The organism is Streptomyces sp. NL15-2K (assembly GCF_030551255.1).
Lineage (GTDB): Bacteria > Actinomycetota > Actinomycetes > Streptomycetales > Streptomycetaceae > Streptomyces.
The window spans coordinates 8,178,955-8,196,365 of record NZ_CP130630.1 but is presented as its reverse complement, the minus strand read 5'-3'; the positions used below and the strand labels follow the sequence as shown (position 1 = coordinate 8,196,365).

19 protein-coding genes are annotated in these 17,411 nt (G+C 72.0%); 4 read left to right on the top strand and 15 right to left on the bottom strand.

What is annotated here, in order from left to right; translation table 11 throughout:
• Nucleotides 1-11: 11 nt before the first annotated feature.
• The 12 genes from Q4V64_RS36930 to Q4V64_RS36875 form a co-directional block, all read right to left on the bottom strand.
• A complete protein-coding gene (locus tag Q4V64_RS36930) occupies nucleotides 12-713 on the bottom strand; it encodes a DsbA family protein (RefSeq protein WP_124439075.1) in 702 nt (233 codons plus the stop codon).
• On the bottom strand, nucleotides 710-1,453 hold the full coding sequence (gene fabG / locus Q4V64_RS36925; RefSeq protein WP_124439076.1) for a 3-oxoacyl-ACP reductase FabG: 744 nt from the start codon (nucleotides 1,451-1,453) through the stop codon (nucleotides 710-712). Before fabG ends, Q4V64_RS36930 begins: the two co-directional genes overlap by 4 nt.
• On the bottom strand, nucleotides 1,450-1,989 hold the full coding sequence (locus Q4V64_RS36920; protein WP_124439077.1) for a 3-hydroxyacyl-ACP dehydratase FabZ family protein: 540 nt from the start codon (nucleotides 1,987-1,989) through the stop codon (nucleotides 1,450-1,452). The genes fabG and Q4V64_RS36920 overlap by 4 nt, the downstream gene beginning before the upstream one ends.
• Nucleotides 1,986-2,393, bottom strand: coding sequence for a hypothetical protein (locus Q4V64_RS36915; RefSeq protein ID WP_124439078.1), 408 nt, complete (start codon nucleotides 2,391-2,393; stop codon nucleotides 1,986-1,988). The genes Q4V64_RS36920 and Q4V64_RS36915 overlap by 4 nt, the downstream gene beginning before the upstream one ends.
• The gene (locus tag Q4V64_RS36910; protein ID WP_124439079.1) at nucleotides 2,390-3,496 is read right to left on the bottom strand and encodes a beta-ketoacyl synthase N-terminal-like domain-containing protein; all 1,107 of its coding nucleotides are present in this window, start codon (nucleotides 3,494-3,496) and stop codon (nucleotides 2,390-2,392) included. Before Q4V64_RS36910 ends, Q4V64_RS36915 begins: the two co-directional genes overlap by 4 nt.
• Nucleotides 3,493-4,500 (bottom strand): hypothetical protein, encoded by a 1,008-nt coding sequence (locus tag Q4V64_RS36905; RefSeq protein WP_124439080.1) that lies wholly within the window; start codon nucleotides 4,498-4,500, stop codon nucleotides 3,493-3,495. Before Q4V64_RS36905 ends, Q4V64_RS36910 begins: the two co-directional genes overlap by 4 nt.
• Nucleotides 4,501-4,557: 57 nt before the next feature.
• Nucleotides 4,558-5,331, bottom strand: coding sequence for an alpha/beta hydrolase (locus tag Q4V64_RS36900; RefSeq protein ID WP_124439081.1), 774 nt, complete (start codon nucleotides 5,329-5,331; stop codon nucleotides 4,558-4,560).
• Nucleotides 5,328-6,218, bottom strand: a complete 891-nt coding sequence (locus tag Q4V64_RS36895) for a beta-ketoacyl synthase N-terminal-like domain-containing protein (protein WP_124439082.1) — start codon at nucleotides 6,216-6,218, stop codon at nucleotides 5,328-5,330. Before Q4V64_RS36895 ends, Q4V64_RS36900 begins: the two co-directional genes overlap by 4 nt.
• Entirely contained in the window at nucleotides 6,215-7,345 is a 1,131-nt protein-coding gene (locus Q4V64_RS36890) for a beta-ketoacyl synthase N-terminal-like domain-containing protein (protein WP_124439083.1), read from the bottom strand. The genes Q4V64_RS36895 and Q4V64_RS36890 overlap by 4 nt, the downstream gene beginning before the upstream one ends.
• On the bottom strand, nucleotides 7,342-8,598 hold the full coding sequence (locus Q4V64_RS36885; RefSeq protein ID WP_124439084.1) for a beta-ketoacyl-[acyl-carrier-protein] synthase family protein: 1,257 nt from the start codon (nucleotides 8,596-8,598) through the stop codon (nucleotides 7,342-7,344). The genes Q4V64_RS36890 and Q4V64_RS36885 overlap by 4 nt, the downstream gene beginning before the upstream one ends.
• A 47-nt stretch (nucleotides 8,599-8,645) precedes the next feature.
• Nucleotides 8,646-8,897 (bottom strand): acyl carrier protein, encoded by a 252-nt coding sequence (locus Q4V64_RS36880; RefSeq protein ID WP_124439085.1) that lies wholly within the window; start codon nucleotides 8,895-8,897, stop codon nucleotides 8,646-8,648.
• Between the two features lie 61 nt (nucleotides 8,898-8,958).
• Nucleotides 8,959-9,177, bottom strand: coding sequence for an MbtH family protein (locus Q4V64_RS36875; RefSeq protein ID WP_124439086.1), 219 nt, complete (start codon nucleotides 9,175-9,177; stop codon nucleotides 8,959-8,961).
• A gap of 1,935 nt (nucleotides 9,178-11,112) precedes the next feature.
• Here Q4V64_RS36875 and Q4V64_RS36870 point away from each other — a divergent pair.
• Nucleotides 11,113-11,301, top strand: coding sequence for a hypothetical protein (locus Q4V64_RS36870; protein ID WP_172629408.1), 189 nt, complete (start codon nucleotides 11,113-11,115; stop codon nucleotides 11,299-11,301).
• A gap of 370 nt (nucleotides 11,302-11,671) precedes the next feature.
• On the opposite strand, the gene Q4V64_RS36865 is transcribed toward Q4V64_RS36870, so the two are convergent.
• Nucleotides 11,672-12,208, bottom strand: coding sequence for a hypothetical protein (locus Q4V64_RS36865; protein ID WP_124442784.1), 537 nt, complete (start codon nucleotides 12,206-12,208; stop codon nucleotides 11,672-11,674).
• A 230-nt stretch (nucleotides 12,209-12,438) separates the two neighbouring features.
• On the opposite strand from Q4V64_RS36865, the gene Q4V64_RS36860 reads away from it, so the two are divergent.
• The 3 genes from Q4V64_RS36860 (at nucleotide 12,439) to Q4V64_RS36850 (ending at nucleotide 15,710) form a co-directional block, all read left to right on the top strand.
• Nucleotides 12,439-13,689 (top strand): histidine kinase, encoded by a 1,251-nt coding sequence (locus Q4V64_RS36860; RefSeq protein WP_124442783.1) that lies wholly within the window; start codon nucleotides 12,439-12,441, stop codon nucleotides 13,687-13,689.
• A gap of 216 nt (nucleotides 13,690-13,905) precedes the next feature.
• A complete protein-coding gene (locus Q4V64_RS36855) occupies nucleotides 13,906-14,844 on the top strand; it encodes an ATP-binding cassette domain-containing protein (RefSeq protein ID WP_124442782.1) in 939 nt (312 codons plus the stop codon).
• A 14-nt stretch (nucleotides 14,845-14,858) separates the two neighbouring features.
• A complete protein-coding gene (locus Q4V64_RS36850) occupies nucleotides 14,859-15,710 on the top strand; it encodes an ABC transporter permease (RefSeq protein ID WP_124442781.1) in 852 nt (283 codons plus the stop codon).
• A gap of 75 nt (nucleotides 15,711-15,785) precedes the next feature.
• Here Q4V64_RS36850 and Q4V64_RS36845 read toward each other — a convergent pair whose 3' ends face one another.
• Nucleotides 15,786-16,097 carry a hypothetical protein gene (locus Q4V64_RS36845; RefSeq protein ID WP_124442780.1) on the bottom strand — a complete coding sequence of 104 codons (312 nt, stop codon included), beginning with the start codon at nucleotides 16,095-16,097 and terminating at the stop codon, nucleotides 15,786-15,788.
• Nucleotides 16,098-16,277: 180 nt separating this feature from the next.
• On the bottom strand, nucleotides 16,278-17,348 hold the full coding sequence (locus tag Q4V64_RS36840; RefSeq protein WP_124442779.1) for a hypothetical protein: 1,071 nt from the start codon (nucleotides 17,346-17,348) through the stop codon (nucleotides 16,278-16,280).
• Nucleotides 17,349-17,411 lie beyond the last annotated feature (63 nt).

The window sequence follows — 17,411 nt, the reverse complement described above, 5'->3', positions numbered from 1 at the left end:
GCTCTCTCCTGTCAGGCCGGGCGGCTGCCGTCCGGGGCGGCGGTGAACGGGGGCGCGTCGAACGGGGCGTCGCTGGTGCCGTCCCACTGCTCACCGCGCACGGCGGCCACGAACGCCCCGACCCGCTCGGCGCCCCAGAACGCCTCGCGGCCGTGCATGAAGAACGGCACCCCGAAGGCGTCGTCGTGATAGGCCGCGATCAGGCACTCCACGCCCTTGATCCGCAGGTCGGGGTCGTCGGCCGAGTCGGCGATCGCCGGGTCGAGGCCGAGCTCGCCCGCGATGCCGACGATGGTCTCGCGCTCCGCGAGGTCCAGGCCCTGGTTCCAGCGCGCCCGGTAGGCGAGGTCGACGAACTGCCGCCCCAGGCCCTGCTCGTCGGCCGCGAGGTAGGCGAGGTGGGACACCTCCCAGTGCGGGGCGCGGTCGACCGGCCAGGTCACCTGCCAGCCGCGGGCATGCGCCCAGCGGCGCGCGTCACGCAGGATGTAGAAGTTCTTGGAGCGGTGCATGGGCATCACCGGAAGGGTGACGCCGGCCTCGGCGAGCAGCCGGGTGGACTCGTCGTCCGGCTCCCAGTAGGGAATCCACTCGATCAGGTCGAGGACGTCCGGGTGCTTCTCACTGAGGTCGCGGTAGGCGAACCACGAGTACGGGCTGCGCAGCGAGAAGTACCATCTGGGGTGCTTCTTCCTGCGGTGAGCGGTGCTCACAGTGCGATCCCCCCGTCGATCTGGACCACGGATCCGGTGATGTAGCTCGCGCGTTCGGAGGCGAGGAAGGAGATGAGTTCGGCGACCTCGTCGGCGGTGCCCATCCGGCCCAGCGCGACGCCCGCGAGTGCCTCGTCGCGGACCCGCTCGGTGACGGCGGCCACCATGTCGGTGTCGACGAAGCCGGGTGCCACGGTGTTGACGCGGATGCCGTAGCGGCCGACCTCCTTGGCGAGGGATCGGGAGAAGCCGATGATCCCGGCCTTGGACGCGGCGTAGTTCGTCTGGGTGGCGTTGCCGTAGACCCCGGCCACCGACGAGATGTTGGTGATGCTGCCGCGACGGCGCTTCATCATGGCGAAGGCGACCGCGCGGCAGACGTGGAAGACGCCGTCGAGGTTGGTGGACAGGACCGACGTCCACTCGTCGTCGGACATCATCACCAGCGCCTTGTCGCGGGTGATGCCGGCCGAGGTGACGGCCGTCTCGACGGGGCCGAGGTCCTGTTCGGTCTCGGTGACCCAGGCGCGCACCGCGGCCGCGTCGCTCACGTCCACACGGCGGTGCAGCACGCGGGCGCCGAGTGCCTCGGCCTCCTTGCCGAGGACCTCGGCGGCCTCCGCTTGGGAGTGGAAGCAGAAGCTGATGTCGTAGCCGTCCGCCGCGAGCTTCAGCACGGCGGCCCGGCCGATGCCCCGGGAACCCCCGCTGATCAGGGCCACGGGCCTGGTGTCGGTCATCGGATGGCCTCTCTTCCGGGTGCTGCGGTCGGTGGGGGCGGGGCGGGTTCGGCGGGGTCGCCGGGGCGGAGTCGGTCCGCCGGGCGGAAGGCCATCACCATCCGCGTCACGGTCATCACGGTCTCGTCGCCGCGATGACTGCTCCCCTCGAAGATCACCGAGTCGGTGAGGGCGCGGGAGACGCGCACCCGGTGCTCGATCACGTCGCCGGGGAGTACGGGCAGGTGGAACTCGGCGTCCGCCACCGAACCGAACAGCATGACCTGCCCCGAAGGCGCCTCGGCGACCGCCGAGGCGAGGAGTCCGGCCGACTGGCCCCAGGACTCCACGAGCAGGGACTGCGGATAGTCGTACGCGGTGCCGGGCGCGGCGTCGGGTGGGATCGCCGCGTACCACGGCTCGTTGAGGGTGACCGCCTTGAGCGTGCGGATCCGCTCGCCGGGGACGAGTTCGGTCACCCGGTCCACGAGCAGCATGGGGTAGCGGTGCGGCAGCAGGTCGGTGACCCGGGGCAGCGCGGGTGCGGGTGCGGTCATCGCGTGCCCCCTGCGGGCTCGTGGTAGCGCAGCCGTACGGTGGCGGCCTTGCCGCGGTCGGTGGTGACACCCGCGTCGCAGCGCAGGCCGGCCTCGGTGCGGCGCCACTTGAGGGTGAGGCGGAGGGTGTCCCCGGGGTAGACGGCTCCGGCGAACCGCGCCGACTCCACGGCGGCGAGCTGGGAGGGGTCCGGAGCGGCGTCCCCGTCGGTGGCCGCACGCTGCACGCACTCCAGCACGCAGACCCCGGGGAAGATCGGGAAGTCGGGGTAGTGGCCGGCGAACACCGGCTCGTTCTCCCGGATGTCGGCACAGGCGGTGGCCGTCAGGCCTTCCGCGGTCCGGGCCTGGACCTGTATGTCGGCGGCGACGGGACTCACGCGGCCGCGTGGCGCGGCGGTCATCGGGCGTCCCGTAGTCTCAGCACCGCGCAGGCGAGGGAGCCGTCGCGGTCGGCGGAGGTCACCACGGCGACCTGGCCGGCGGCCGCGGGGGTCGCGGCGGCGGTGGCGAGGACCATGGCGATCTGGAACGAGCCGGAGGCTGCGGAGACGTCACCGAGCCGGCCGACGGCCGGGACCCGCTCCGTCGCCTCGGTCCCGCAGACCTGGCCGAGGACCTCGCGCTCCAGGTGGCCGAGGAGCCCCGGCGCGTCCGACGGGCTCGCGGCCCACACGTCGTCGCGGGTCACCGCGGCGGCCTCCAGGGCGGAGCGTACGCAGGCCTCCAGGGCCGGGCGGGCCTGCTTGCCGGTGGCCACCCGGGTGCGTACCGCGAGGATCTCGGCGAGCGCGGGGCGCTCGGGGGTGACCGCGGCGGCGGGCTGGACCAGAAGCACGGCCGCGCCCTCGCCGAGCGCGACGCCCGGGGCTTCGGGGCCCCGGCTGTGCCACTCCAGCCAGTGGCGGGCGGCCGAGTACTCCTCGGCGGCGGCGCAGAGCACGGTGTCCGCGCGGCCCGAGGACAGCAGCCGGGTCGCGTAGTTGAGGGCGAGCAGTCCGGCCGCGCGGCCGCCGGCGAGCGTGGTGTTGGGGCCCCTGATGCCGTACCAGATGGCGCACTGGCCGGCCGCGCAGTTCATCACGGCGTTGGGCATCACCGCCGGGTCGACGTCGTAGGGCCGGGCGCCTTCGAGCGAGCTGCGGGTGAAGTCCATCATGCTGGCGGCGCTGCCGGTGGTGGTGGCGAGCACCAGCGCGGCGCGTTCCCCGGTCTCCGACTCCCGTACCGAACCGGGCTGGTCGAGCAGGGAGCCCACGGCGGCCACGGCGAGGCCGGTGACCCGGTCCATGGAGCGGGTGCCCTTCTTGCCGAGCACCTCGCGGGTCTCGAAGCCGGGGACCAGGTGGGCCCGGGAGGTGGGTACCTTCCAGCGTGCGGTGTCGACGGGCGCGACCGTGGGGGACTGGGTGCGCAGGCCCTCGGCGAGGGCATCGGCGCCGATGCCGTGCGGGGAGACGGCCGACCAGCCGGTGATCACCGGCCGGTCGGTCACCGGGGTACTCATGACGCCGCCTTGCGGGGGGTGGTGAGGGCGGTGACGGTGGACTCGTCGAACTCGGCCATCTCCCACTGGTTGGGCGCCACTTCGTGGAGGTAGCCGTGGGTGATGGTGCCGGTGGCGGTCTTCACCAGCTGCCCGTCGCGCAGTACGTAGCAGTCCATGCGGGTGGTGTAGAGCAGCGTCTTGAAGACGTTCTCGACGGTGTAGACGGTGTAGAGCTCCTCCTCCATGATCGTCTCGTCGAGGAGTTCGATACGGGACTGGGTGACCACGGGGATCCAGCCGCGGGTGTCGAGGACCTCCTTGATGGCCAGGCCCCGGTCGGCGAGGAAGAGGTCCTCCACCTCCTCCATCACCCGCAGGAAGCCGGACATCTGGACGCGCTCGTTGAAGTGGCAGTAGAAGTAGCCCATCCGCCAGCGCCAGCCGAACGCGTTGGTCTCGCCGATGAGTTCGCTCAGGACGGGGTCGGCGCTGGTGCCGCGGCCCGCGGTGAACTCGCCGTACGGCCGCGGGGTGGCCGCGATCTCCAGGCGGTCCCCGGTGCCCAGGCGGGCGGTGGTGAACCGTTCGAGGCCGGCCGGCCAGGGCTCCTCGGGCTTGATGTGGTCGTCGACGCGCAGCGCCACCACGATCGTGGAGCCCGCGCACTTGACGCGCTTGCCGTCGCGCTCGACGAACAGCTCGACCTTGAAGCGGAGCCGGTCCGCGGCGTCCTTGGTGGCCGGGGTGACGACCGCCTCCACCTCGTCGTCGACGGCGAGCAGCGCGCCGAGCCGGGAGTGGATGTCGACCACGTCGAACCCCAGCCCGTAGCGCCGGTAGAGGTCGCCGACGGGCAGCCCCGCCTCCCGGAAGTGGTTCAGGACCGCTGCCTCGGCAACGTAGTTGATGTGCTTGAAGCCGATGGCGAAGCTGATGTTGTTGCCTTCGAAGAGGGGGCGCAGCCGCCCCGTCGTCGGGGTCTCCAGCAGCGCCGTGACAGCAGGATGGGGCATCGGGCCCATCACGGACTCCTTCGTGTCGGGGCGTATCGGGGCGGACGGGATCCGGCCGTGGCGGGGTCAGGTGCCTGCCAGGGGCCGGGTGCCTGCCAGGGGCCGGGTGCGATCCGGGATCCGGTCGAGGAAGGCGTGCACGGCGCCGGTGAACCAGTCGGGCCGTTCGAGCATCGGGAAGTGACCGCAGCCGGGCACCGTCACCGACTCTCCGGCCGGCAGCCGGGCGGCGAGGTGGCGTGCCTCCGCGGCGGGTGCGGACCGGTCGGCCGCGCCGCCGATCACCAGGGCGGGGGCCTCGACCAGGTCCACCCGGAACAGCGGGGTGCGCAGATAGGTGTCGAAGAAACGGAGCCAGCCGTAGGGGCCGATCCACTCGGTCATGCGCCGGGCCATGTCCGCGAGGAGCTCCGGCTCGATGGTGTGGCCGGACGTCCGCAGCCGGATGGACTCGGCCATGGTGCGCGGGAAGTCGTCCAGGGTCGGGGCGATCATGTTCCAGTGGAACGACTCCGCGTCGCTGCGGTAGAAGGGGTTGACGAGGACGACGGCCGGTACGTCCAGCGGGTCGGCGGCGGCGGCCCGGCGGCTGAGCAGTTCGAGGAGGACCAGCGAGCTGAAGGAGTGGGCGACCACCACGCCCGCACCGCCGGGAATCGCGTCGAGCACGTCCTGGAGCCGGGCCGCCGAGTCGGTCTCGTGGCGCCAGTCGGCGATCCCGCCACCGTGCCAGGGCAGCCGGGGCGCGTGGATGTCCAGGCCGGCCCGCCAGTGCCCGGCGAGCGGCGCCCAGATCGCCTCGTTGTTGGCGAGCCCGTGGAGCAGCACCACGTTCGTCATGGGGTGCGCTCCGGGGCGAGCAGGACCGCTCCGGCCGCACCGGCCAGGGCGTACGCCGGACCGTTGTGTCCCTCGGCGAACCAACCGGCCGCGGCGGCGCACTGCACCACACCGAGGGCGCCGGAGAGTTCGCCCCAGCCGGTGAGCGCGATCCGTCGCGCGGCCCCGGGCACGGGGTGTTCCTCGGTGCTGAGCCAGAGCTCTCCCCCGGGCGCCTGCCGCGTGAGCCGCTCGGCGGTGTCGGCCGGCCGGGCGGTGCGCAGCACCGGGCCGAGCAGGGCTTTGGCGCGGGTGGAGGCGTCGCGGCTGAGGACGAGGGCGGCGCCGCCGTCGGCCACCGGTCCGTCGACGAGCCGCCGGGTCACCTCGTTGTCCGGTTCGACGCCGGTGACCAGGATGTGGTCGGCGCGGCCGGTACGGAGCATCAGGGCGGCCCAGCGGATCGCGTCCAGACCCGAGGAACGTCCGTTGCACACCGTCAGGTTGGGCCCGCGCAGTCCGTAGCGGATCGCGGTCTCCGAGGCGATGATGTTGCTGGAGGCGTTGGGGGTGTCCATCGGGCTGAGGGCGCTGGTGGACTCCTTGGCTATGGTCTCCACGGCCCGGCACACGGTGTCCACGTTGCCGAGGTTCGAGCTGACCACGGTGCCCAACCGGCCCGAGGGGACGGTCAGTTCGCCGTCCTGGAGGACTCCGGCGTCGGTGAGCGCCGCGTGGGCGAGGTGCAGTCCCAGCTGGGTGGCCCGGTCCTTGAAGCGCAGCCCCTTCCTGCCGATCAGGGCCGTGGGGTCGACCGGGTCGGCGCCGGGGCGGGCGGTGTGCAGCAGGGCGCGCGCGTCGGCCGCGCCGGGCAGGGCGACGGCGACCCCGGTGACGGCGAGCGTCATGCGGCACCTCCCACGATGGCGACGGCGTTGACGCCGCCGAAGCCGAAGCTGTTGATCTGGGCCAGGCGCACCGGCGCCGCCAGGGGCTCGCCGGCCACCAGCCGCAGTTCCGCGGCCTCGGGCAGCGGCTCGGCCAGGCCCGCGATGGGCGGCACCAGGCCTCGGTCCAGGGAGCACAGGGCCACGATCAGGCTGAGCAGCCCGGCCGAGCCGGAGGTGTGTCCGGTCAGCGACTTGATGCCGGTGAGGGCAGGTCCGGGGCCGTCGAAGACCCGCGCGGTCACGGCGGCCTCCGTGCGGTCGTTGAGGGGGGTGCCGGTGCCGTGGAGCACCACCAGGTCGATGTCCGCGGGCGTGACCTCGGCCTGTGCCTGTGCCTGGCGGACGGCGTCCTCGACACCGTCCGGGTCGGGAGCGGTCTGGTGGTGGGCGTCGCAGTTGACGGCCACCGAGCGCAGCCGGCCGCGGACCGGGCGGCCGGCGGGGGCGGAACGGCTCAGGACGACGGCTGCGGCGCCCTCGCCGAGGATGGTGCCCTGGCGGTCCTTGTCGAAGGGGCGTACCGAGGACGGCGGATCGAACTGGACCCGGTCGGCCTGGCCGAACATGCTCTCCGTGACCACGTCGCAGCCGGCCACGACGACCGTCTCCGCCTCACCGAGTTCCAGCAGGTCCCAGGCGAGCGCGAGGGCGTACAGGGAGGCCGAGCAGGCGCCCGCGAAGGTGTGGGTGTCGATGGCGCCGAAGTGGCGCCGCAGCGCGTTCTCGAAGTGCAGTCCGTCGGAGTCGAGCGGGACGCCGTCGCGCCACCACAGCTCCAGGGTCCGCAGTTCGCGCAGGCCGGTGCCGACGAGCACCGGGATGCCCGCGAGGTCCTCGGGCAGTCCCGCGTCCTCGGCGGCCTGCCGGATCGCCTCGACGAGGAAGCGGGTGGCACGGCCCGGTTCGTCGACGCCGTCGGTCTGCCGGTCGTCGATCTCGAAGAGTTGCTGGGCGTTGAAGCGGGAGCGGTCGAAGGCGCGCAGCGGCGCGAGTCCGCTGCGGCCGGCGCAGAGGCTGTCGAAGATCGCGTCGGGGTCGGCGCCGATGCCGGCGACCGCCCCGATGCCGAGGATCGGGTACGTCATCGGAGGTCACCGTCCTCCTCGTACTTGCCGAGGATCACGATGGCGTTGTTGCCGCCGAAGGCGAGGCCGTTGTTCTGGACGATCCTGAGGTCGGCGTCGACGGCGTGGTTGGGCACGCAGTCGATCTCGCACTCCGGGTCGGTGCGGTGGTGGTTGATGGTCGGCGGGATGAAGCCGTGGGTGATGGCGAGACCGCAGGCGATCGCCCCGAGCGCGCTCGCGGCGCCCATGGTGTGACCGAGCATCGACTTCAGGGAGATGGTGCGCGGGGTCGCGGCGCCGAACACCTTGCGGATGGCTCCGGCCTCGGTGATGTCGTTGGCCTTGGTGCCGGTGCCGTGGGCCGAGATCAGGTCGACCTCCTCGGGCTTCACCCCGGCGTTCGCCAGGGCGATGCTCATGCACTGCGCGACGCTGTCGCCGTTGGGCGCGACCTGGTGGTACGCGTCGCAGTTGAGGCCGTAGCCGAGTACCTCGGCGTAGATGGTGGCGCCGCGGGCCAGTGCGGAGTCCAGGCTCTCCAGGACCAGGACGCCGGCGCCCTCGCCGGTGAGGATGCCCTTGCGGTCGATGTCGAAGGGCTGGCAGTGCTCGGGGGCGATGGTGCCGAGGCGGTAGAAGCCGGTGAAGGTCTTGCGGCACATCGCGTCGGCACCGCCGCACAGCGCGAACTCCACCTCCCCCGAGCTCACCGCGTCGAAGCCGTAGCCGATGGCGTAGTTGCCCGCGGAGCAGGCGGTCGCGATGGTGGGGGCCTCGACGTCGGTGAGGTCAAGTTCCTGTGCGATGGCCGTGGAGAGCCTGGCCGCCGAGACTCGCCGGACGATCTGGGGGTCCATGTTCTGCGGACCGTCGGCGAGTTCGGCGGCCACCAGCTGGTCCAGTTCGTAGGACTCGCCGTCCGTGGTGCCGACGGAGATCAGTCCCCGTCGGCCGGCGAGTTCCACCGGATCCAGACCAGCGTCCTGCACCGCCATCCGCGCCGCCGCGACGGCGAAGCGGCTGGCGCGCCCCAGCTCCCGCAGGGGAGTGCGGGAGATCCACTGCTCGGGTTCGAACCCCGTGACCTCGCACCCGTTGACGTGCGCGAAGCCCTCTACGTCGAACACCGATATCGGACTGACGCCGCTACGGCCCGCCCGCAGACTGCCGGTGAATTCCTCGGCCCCGATACCGATACTGGAGATCACTCCGAAGCCGGTGAGAACCACCCGGCGTTTCCCGGTTCCGGCGCCGGGGCTTGCTGAGGACATCTGTTTCCCCTTCAGACCTTGGGATCGACAGAGCTGCTGGGCACGGGTCAGCGGACGGGCGCCTCGGCGACCACCTTGTAGACCGCCTCGAGGTTGATCATCTGAGCCAGCTCGGACTGGTCGATGGTGATGCCGAACTCCTTCTCCAAGGAGGCCAGGATTTCGATGGCGCGCAGCGAGTCGGCACCGTGGTCGTCGATGAAGAGGCTGGTTTCCGTGACCTCGTCCTCTTCGAGCTCAAGGATGTCGCAGACTATTTCCTTGATGGCCGCGCGGCGGTCGCTGGTGATGGTCGACATGGTTCTTTTCTCCTAGGTGGTTCGGTCGTCATATGGCCGACGCAGGAGTTGCAGCTCTGTTTCAGGACGACTGGGCGGCCATGGCCTCGGCGAGGCTGCGCGGACGCATGTCGGTCCAGTGTTCGTTCACGTGGTCGAGGCACTCCTGACGGGCGGCCGCGCCATGCACGGACCGCCAGCCCGCCGGGATCTCGGCGAAAGCGGGCCAGAGCGAATGCTGGCCCTCGTCGTTCACGAGCACGTGGTACTCGGCGTTGTCATCCTCGAATGGATTGGCCACGGAGCTCTCCTTCCTGGCGCTGTCATCGAATTCGACTTGACCCTAAGCGTCGCGGAATCGCACCAACAAGGCCTTTCGGCGACCAATTCGGCCCCACGTTCGAGAGTTTGCAATGAGAAGAATTGAATAATGCGTTGCGCTGCTTTCGGCCACTCTTCCGCCGACCCGGAAGTGCCAGGAGAAATCGGCATTCGATGACGGCGGCGGCCGGATGTCACCGTCGGCCGTCACTCTCCCGGTACCGGTGGTCGCCGAGCGTCATCTCGGGGGATCGAAGATTTGGTGGCCGCCGGGGCGCGGTGCGGCTGCCGCCGGTACGGCACCCGTGTCACCGGCCGTGCGTTCCCCCTGTCACCGCCGGCCCTGTCGAAGGAGCCGCCATGGCCGGGCCGCTGATCCGGCCACTGCCCCGGCCGCGAGCCGAGCGGACACCGTTGTGTCTCAGCCGCGGCGGCCGCGCCGCGGCGCCCTTCCCGGCCCTGGGCCCGGGCCCTGCCCGAGGACACCGAACCGGTGCCGCATCGCGGTCCGGACCGCGAAGGGCGCTACGCCCTCCCGTTCGCCCGGGACCGGGAGGAGTTGCCCGGCGGGGCGCCGGCCACCTCGCCGGCGTCGCCGCGCGTCCCTGCGTCCCTGCGTCCCTGGCGAGCGGACGCCGTTGTGTCTCAGCTACGGCGGCCGCGCCGCAGCGCCCTTCCGGCCCTGGGCCCGGGCCCTGCCCGAGGACACCGAACCGGTGCCGCATCGCGGTCCGGACCGCGAAGGGCGCTACGCCCTCCCGTTCGCCCGAGACCGGGAGGAGTTGCCCGTCGAGGCGCCGGCCACCTCGCCGGCGTCGCCGCGCGTCCCTGCGTCCCTGCGTCCCTGCGTCCCTGCGTCCCTGCGTCCCTGGCGAGCGGACGCCGTTGTGTCTCAGCTACGGCGGCCGCGCCGCAGCGCCCTTCCGGCCCTGGGCCCGGGCCCTGCCCGAGGACACCGAACCGGTGCCGCATCGCGGTCCGGACCGCGAAGGGCGCTACGCCCTCCCGTTCGCCCGAGACCGGGAGGAGTTGCCCGTCGAGGCGCCGGCCACCTCGCCGGCGTCGCCGCGCGTCCCTGCGTCCCTGCGTCCCTGCGTCCCTGCGTCCCTGCGTCCCTGGCGAGCGGACGCCGTTGTGTCTCAGCTACGGCGGCCGCGCCGCAGCGCCCTTCCGGCCCTGGGCCCGGGCCCTGCCCGAGGACACCGAACCGGTGCCGCATCGCGGTCCGGACCGCGAAGGGCGCTACGCCCTCCCGTTCGCCCGAGACCGGGAGGAGTTGCCCGTCGAGGCGCCGGCCACCTCGCCGGCGTCGCCGCGCGTCTCTGCGTCCCTGCTGGACCTCGCCCGCGACGCCGCCCGCGGCGTGGCCCGCCCCGCGGCGCCGTGCGGGGCGGCGCCGTGCTGCCGGCTCCCGGCGTCGGCGGCACCGGCGCCGGCACCGGCGCCGGGCGGCCCGCGCGCGGCCAGTGGCGAGCAGGCCGCAGCATGGACGCCTGGGTCGCCTTCGACCTCGCGCTGCGCGCGCCGAACTCGCGGGGCTCGCCCCGCCGCAGGCGCGGTTCCAGGCGCGCACGGCGCCCGGGCGGGCGTCTAGGGCCTGTTGCGAAAGTCCCGTCGTCCGCCCGGAGGGCGGGCCCCGCGCCCGCCGCGGCAGCGGCTGATGTCCGCGTAGGTGCGTACTCTCGGCGTGCCGGGCAGGCCCTCGTACTGGTTGTACGTGGGCCTGCGCCCGGTGCGGCGAGAGTACGTGCATGGCGTCGCGGGGCAGGCGGGACTTTCGCAACAGGCCCTAGCGCGACCCGGCCGCCGAGGACGCCAGTCGTCCCGGCGGCGCACGCGCCCGACCGCGAACGGGCCGAGCAGCAGGGGCCGCCCGTGGCGGAACAGCGACGAGGAACAGGTTCTCCTCGACCGGATGTTCGCCGTGGGAGAGGTGCCCGAGACGGTGGGGGACGTGCCCGAGCTGCGGCAGATGGCCGTTGAGGCGCTCCGCGCCGGCCTGCGGGTCGCGGACACGGACCGGTACCGCCCCGGCGACCGGGTGTCTCGCCGCTCCGACCGCTCCGGCCGCTCCGACCTCTGCACCGCGAGGACGACGACCTGAACGAGGGTGGCCCTGGCCCGCCGGCGCCGGCTGAGCGCGGGTGCGTTCGAGGCGACGCGCCTGGGCTGCGGGCACATCTGCCCACCTCGGGTGTGGCAGCGACTGCCCGCTGACATGACGGCGCTCCGCCGGGGCAGGTCCGGCGGAGCGGGGTACAGGAGACCGGCGGTGCCGCGTCGGCACGGGTGAGCGGGGGCGACGGGCGTGCGGACACCGCCCGTGCGGCGTGATCCGCCGGGCGGGACCTGTGCCGCGGGCGGGCGGGCGGAGCGCGGGACGTGGCGGGCGCCACTTTCGCAACAGACCCTAGGTGCGCTGTCCCGTCACCAACCTGCCGGGACAGCACACCCAGGGCCTAGGACGCCGCAGGTCAGCGCGTCGGCGCCTCGCGCAGGGCTCGGGCGCGGATGGCTCGGAGCATGGACATGCGGGTCAGTCCGCTGCCGAACCTGATGAAGAGCCAGTAGAGCGCGAACCTGCGGCGGGTGCGCTCGTCCGTGGCGAGGATGCGGGTCTCCGTGGTGAGCAGGCCGCCCGCGTGACGGACGTTCATCCCGATCTTCAGAATTCCCGGCTGATCACATTCCGTCAGAATCTCGGCGACGGTGCCCGGTGGCCGGGCCACATCGCCGGAGCCCTGCACCGCGGCGAGCAGGAACTCGTCGTCGCCGGTGGGGATCACCTCTCCCATCTCGCGCAGGAAGTCGGAGACGATACGACGCTCCGCCGAGATGTCCGCCCCGGTGATCGCGATCAGCGCGCGGGCGAGCGGCGCCTCGGGCCAGGTCGTCGCGTGCGCGGCACGCATCACCTCCGCGGCGGTGCCGGGTACGGCGATGCGGTGAACTTCCCTGAAATGCCACTGCGGCAACAGCCGTTGCAGTTCCGACTCACGCTCACCAGGCACCTCGGCCTCCTGACCGGACTGTCGTCGCCCCCTGTTCCTCCGGGCACCCTGGAGATGGTTACGAAGAAGCCGCGGACAGGTCTCCCCGATGGCAGCTAACTGACAGGACGGGGGTCTGGAGACGCATTCCAGCCCCGGGCCACCGCTCCGTTCCTCAGGAAGCTGCCAGAAGCGGCGGCACAAGTGACTTCTGGAACAAGGGAATTGAGCGGATCGGTAGCATCGCCGGAATGGCCACGCGCACCGGGAACCACGTCCAGAGCCGTCTGCGGAGCCAGGTCGTCGGGCCGGTCTGCGCGGCCCTGGCGGCCGGCGCGGTGGTGGCCACCCTGTTCGTCGGTCCCTCGGCGGGCTGGCGCGCGGCCCTCCCCATGGCGGTGTCGATCCTCGGCGCGCTCGCCGTGACCGGCCTGCACGCCAGGGGCCGCGTCGTCCCGACGGCCGCCGTCGTGGTGGCCGTGAGCGCCACCCTGGGCACCGTCTTCGGCGACCCGCCGGCCCGGGAGCAGGCGACCGGTGTCGTCACTCTGGTGGAGATCGCGGCCACCCTGCTGCTGGTCTGTCTCGTCGCCCGGTACGCCGAAGTCCGGACGGCCGTCGCGCTGTGCACCGTGCTCGGGATCCTGGCGTCGACCATGCTCCTGCGTCTCCAGGTGCCCCCGACCGCCCTGGAGGCCGCCGCGCAGAGCGCGTTCTTCGCCCTCGGTGCCGTCGCAGCGGCCGCCGTGGGAGGCTACCTGCGCGCTCTGGAGTCGCGCAGGGTCCGGTCCGTGCACGAGGCCCGCCGCAACCAGCGGCTCCAACTCGCGCGTGATCTGCACGACTTCGTGGCCCACGACGTGTCGGGAATCGTGGTGCTCGCCCAGGCCGCGCAGGTGGTCGGCGCGGACCAGCCGGAGAAGGTCCTGCCGATCCTCCGGCAGATCGAGGCGTCCGGCCTCCAGGCCCTCGGCTCGATGGACCGCACCGTCCACATGCTCGACGCCTCCGACGGGACGGCTGCCGCCGCTCGGGGCGAGGCGGGCGAAGGGCAGCCGCAGGCCTACGGGCTCCCCGACATCGTGGACGTCATCGACCGGTTCCGGGACGCCGGCCGGGCCGAGGTGCGGCTGGACATCGACCTGTCGTCCGACCAGGTCGCCCGGGTCCCCCGCGAAGTGGCGAGCACCGCCCACCGGGTGGTGGTGGAGGCGCTGACCAATGTCCGGCGGCATGCCGGGACCACGCCCTGGGTGCGCGTGTCCGTGCTGCCCGAGTCGTCCGGCCGGGTGCCGGTGCTCACCGTGTCCGTGACCAACGGCGCTCCGTCCCTCAGCGAGTCGGGCTCAGGGCCGCTCGGCGAGCGGGGCCGGCGCGGCGGTACGGGCGGAACGGGCCTGGAAGGGCTCGCCGAACGTGCCAGGGCACTGGGGGGAAGCCTCGACTTCGGCGGTCACGAGGAGGGCGGCTGGCGGGTGACCGCCGTCCTCCCCCTCGGCTGAACGGGGATTTCCCTTTTCGGAATCTCCGGATCTCCGCCGTTCCGCGATTCCGCAATTCCGCAAGGCCAGTTCGAGAGTTCTGATCGGCCCTCCAGAATTGCGGGCGCCGTGGATACCGTACGTCTGTAGGTGACGGCCCACGTGGTCCCTTTCGGTCATCCCTGAAAACGCCCGACGGCCGGTGGTGGGCTTCCGGAATCGAGCAAAGGGCATTCCATGGACACGATGATGATCGAAGTCTCCGACGTGACGAAGTCGTTCGGGTCGACGAGAGCTCTCGACGGGGTGAGCCTCACGGTGCCCCAGGGCACGGTCCTGGGGCTGCTCGGGCACAACGGCGCCGGGAAGACGACGCTGGTCGGCATTCTGAGCACCCTCTCGCTCCCGACGTCGGGCCAGGCCCGGGTGGCGGGACTCGACGTCACCCGGCACGCCGAGGAGGTCCGCCGTCGCATCGGCCTCACCGGCCAGTACGCGGCCGTCGACGAGACGCTCTCCGGGCACGCCAACCTGGTGCTCATCGCACGGCTGCTCGGCGCCTCGCGTGCCCAGGCGGCGGCCCGCGCCGAGGAGTTGCTCGAACTCTTCTCGCTCACCGAGGCCGCGGGCCGCAAGGCGAAGAGTTACTCGGGCGGCATGCGCAGGCGCCTGGACCTGGCGGCCAGCCTGGTCGGGCAGCCCGAGGTGATCTTCCTCGACGAGCCGACCACCGGGCTCGACCCCGCCGCCCGCCGGGCCCTGTGGGACGTGGTGCAGCGCCTCGTCCAGGAGGGCACCACCGTACTGCTGACCACCCAGTACCTGGAGGAGGCCGACTTCCTGGCGGACTCGATCACGGTGCTCGCGGCCGGCCGAGTCATCGCCGCGGGCACCACGGAGGAGCTGAAGACCAGGATCGGACACCGCTCCGTCTCCGTCACCGTGCGGGGCGCCGACGACCGCCTCAGGGCCATGGAGGCGATGCGGGCGGCGGGACTCACGCCCGGGCACGAGGCGGACGGTCTCGTGCTCACGATGCCCGCCATGGACTCCACCGCGCTGGCCCGCGTGGTCCGGGCCGCCGACGAGGCCGGCGTGGAGCTCGCGGGGCTCGCGTTCTCCGAGCCCTCACTGGACGACGTGTACATGGCCCTGAACCACTCCACCGGACGCTAGGCAGGGATGTCCCGATGACCATCACTCCCCACCCCGAGGCCCGGCCCGCGGCCCGGCCCGCGCCCCCCGGCCCGCTCCCGCCCCCGCGGTTCGGCGGGACGGGCGTGCTGCGGCAGATCTCCGTCCTGTCCGGGCGGTCGCTGCGGGTGCTGCGCGAACCCACCATGGTTCTGCCGGGCGTTCTCGAACCCATCCTGATGCTGACCGTGTTCAGCCAGGTGTTCAAGAGCGTCTCGCAGACCTCGGCGTTCCCCGCGGGCGTCAGCTACATCGACTACCTGCTGCCGGCGTTCCTCGTCACCGGCTCGATCAGCGCGGGGCTGAAGTCAGGGGTGGCGCTGACGACGGAGATGAACAACGGGATCATCGCCCGTTTCAAGGCGATGCCGATCCACACCGGTTCGGTCCTGATCGGGCGGAGCGTCGCGGACACCGCGCTCAACGTCGTCAACATGTTGGTCATGCTGGTGGCGGCCACGCTGGTGTTCGGGTTCGGCCCGGACGGCGGAGTGCTCGGCTCGCTCGGCGCGGCGCTGATCGCCATCGTGCTCGGCTGGTCCCTGGGCTGGCTGTTCATGGCGCTCTCCGCCTGGGTACGCCGCCCGGAAGCCCTGCAGCCCATCGGCGGCATGGTGAACATGGTGCTGCTCTTCGCCTCCAACGCCTTCGTGCCGACCGAGGGCCTCCCCGGCTGGCTCAAGGGCTTCGCCGAGGTCAATCCGATGTCGCACGCCATCACGGCGGCCCGCGACCTGGCACTCGGCGACCCCCGGCTCAGCACGGTGCTGGCGACGCTGGGCGCCTGTGTGGGGCTCGTGGCCCTCACCGCGCCCCTGGCGATCCGCAGCTTCCGCCGGGCGGCCTGAACGGCCCATACAGGTAACGCGGTTCGGCCCGGAACCAGCATCTGGTTCCGGGCCGAACCGTGTTCGGGGTGTGGCTCAGCAGGAGACGAGGCCCACATAGCGGTCGGCGATCCAGACGGGGGTGCTGGTCGTGACCGTCTGTCCCGGCTCGACCGTGTGGCACACGTCGGGAATCACTGTCACTCCGCCCTTGGTGTACTTGACCTTCACCTGCTGGGTGGAGCTGCAGTTGTTGGTGATGTAGACGAACATCGAGACCAGGTACCTCGCCTCGCCCACCACACAGCTCGGCACCGCCTGGGGGGCCGCCTGCGCGCTGCCCTGCGCGGCACCGAGCAGGGCGAGCCCGGCCACGCCGGCACCGATCGCTGAAGCCAGCTTCCTCATGTCTTCTACCTCCTGATGGGTGGTAACCCGGAAACCCGGGCACCCCATTCAACGAATTCGGCGACTCTCACTCAACCCTGTATCGAGGGATTCGAAATCCGGAATCCGCAGCCCGAATCCGGGGGAAACCAAAAAGGCCCGGAACCGACTTCTCGGTTCCGGGCCTTTTGCGGTGCGTGCTCATCCCCGGCCGCAGCGCTTGCACATACCCCGCCGTCGGAAGTAATAGGCGAGAGCGGCGGCCGCCAGGGCCACGCCCCACACCGGCCAGACCATCTCCGGGACCGTGGCGCCCCAGTCTTCCTTCTGGTTGTCGAAGGAGCCCTGGAAGTGCAGGCGGATGTACATGATCCCGGCGATCGTCACCATGACGGAAACGAGTGTGGCGGGGACGATGGCCAGGGCCGGCGGCACCCGCTTGCCCCTGAGCCCCACCACCCAGCGCGGGAAGACCTCGCCCCAGCGCTGCACCAGGCCGAGGGTGAGCAGCGAACCGAGCGCTCCCATGGTGGCGAGAGCGGCACCGAAGATCCAGAGGTTGTCCTCCTTGCCCTCCTCCCAGAGCTTGTCGGAGATGCCGAGCGGGAAGCCCAGGGCCCAGGCCCACCGGGTGCTGGCGTACAGCAGGGGGACGACGACCGCCGTGTACACGGCCTTCCTGCCCCAGCGGGCGGCCGACTCCGGCGAGGTCCAGCCGGCGCCCGAGTCGGTGCGTCCGCAGCCGGTGCACGCGCCGGAGGTGCGGCGCTGGTAGGCGACCGCGGACGCGACCAGGAGGCCCACCGAGACCACCGCGAACAACTGGTTGATCACGGTCCAGTTGATGGCGCTGAACCTCAGCATGAAGACGTAGGCGAGATTGCCGAGGATGCGGAAGTCGGCGAGGGTGCAGAACACCGCGGCGGCGGACAGCCCAGCGGCGCCGAGCAGCACGGGCGTGGGAATCCGGCGGCGACCGGGCAGCGCGAGCAGCAGGGCCACGCCTGCGCTGAACAGGAAGCCGCCGGCGAGCCACGGTGCCAGCTGGGCGCGGCCGACGTGCTCGAAGGCGGAGTACTCCGGGTTGGCGTCGTCGGCGCCGAAGGGGAAGTTGGCTCCGCCGAAGGCCCAGTAGGTGTGGGCGAGCCCGTAGACGAGCAGCGCCAGAAAGGCCGCGTAGCCGATCAGGTGCGGCCAGTTGAACCGGCGGCGCACCGTCTCCGGTACACGGTCCGCCCGCCGTAATGACGCGCTCTCGGTCACCTGTGTCATGACGCTTCCTCCTTGGATGTTCTGGTGTTCAGCATTCCTGGTGAGGCCGTCCGGCACATCTGC

Excerpts from the sequence above, each read along its gene's own strand:
- fabG (WP_124439076.1), bottom strand. The coding sequence starts at position 1,453 with ATGACCGACACCAGGCCCGTGGCCCTGATCAGCGGGGGTTCCCGGGGC.
- Q4V64_RS36920 (WP_124439077.1), bottom strand. The coding sequence starts at position 1,989 with ATGACCGCACCCGCACCCGCGCTGCCCCGGGTCACCGACCTGCTGCCG.
- Q4V64_RS36915 (WP_124439078.1), bottom strand. The coding sequence starts at position 2,393 with ATGACCGCCGCGCCACGCGGCCGCGTGAGTCCCGTCGCCGCCGACATA.
- Q4V64_RS36910 (WP_124439079.1), bottom strand. The coding sequence starts at position 3,496 with ATGAGTACCCCGGTGACCGACCGGCCGGTGATCACCGGCTGGTCGGCC.
- Q4V64_RS36905 (WP_124439080.1), bottom strand. The coding sequence starts at position 4,500 with ATGGGCCCGATGCCCCATCCTGCTGTCACGGCGCTGCTGGAGACCCCG.
- Q4V64_RS36900 (WP_124439081.1), bottom strand. The coding sequence starts at position 5,331 with ATGACGAACGTGGTGCTGCTCCACGGGCTCGCCAACAACGAGGCGATC.
- Q4V64_RS36895 (WP_124439082.1), bottom strand. The coding sequence starts at position 6,218 with ATGACGCTCGCCGTCACCGGGGTCGCCGTCGCCCTGCCCGGCGCGGCC.
- Q4V64_RS36890 (WP_124439083.1), bottom strand. The coding sequence starts at position 7,345 with ATGACGTACCCGATCCTCGGCATCGGGGCGGTCGCCGGCATCGGCGCC.
- Q4V64_RS36885 (WP_124439084.1), bottom strand. The coding sequence starts at position 8,598 with ATGTCCTCAGCAAGCCCCGGCGCCGGAACCGGGAAACGCCGGGTGGTT.
- Q4V64_RS36880 (WP_124439085.1), bottom strand. The coding sequence starts at position 8,897 with ATGTCGACCATCACCAGCGACCGCCGCGCGGCCATCAAGGAAATAGTC.
- Q4V64_RS36870 (WP_172629408.1), top strand. The coding sequence starts at position 11,113 with ATGTTCGCCGTGGGAGAGGTGCCCGAGACGGTGGGGGACGTGCCCGAG.
- Q4V64_RS36860 (WP_124442783.1), top strand. The coding sequence starts at position 12,439 with ATGGCCACGCGCACCGGGAACCACGTCCAGAGCCGTCTGCGGAGCCAG.
- Q4V64_RS36855 (WP_124442782.1), top strand. The coding sequence starts at position 13,906 with ATGGACACGATGATGATCGAAGTCTCCGACGTGACGAAGTCGTTCGGG.
- Q4V64_RS36850 (WP_124442781.1), top strand. The coding sequence starts at position 14,859 with ATGACCATCACTCCCCACCCCGAGGCCCGGCCCGCGGCCCGGCCCGCG.
- Q4V64_RS36845 (WP_124442780.1), bottom strand. The coding sequence starts at position 16,097 with ATGAGGAAGCTGGCTTCAGCGATCGGTGCCGGCGTGGCCGGGCTCGCC.
- Q4V64_RS36840 (WP_124442779.1), bottom strand. The coding sequence starts at position 17,348 with ATGACACAGGTGACCGAGAGCGCGTCATTACGGCGGGCGGACCGTGTA.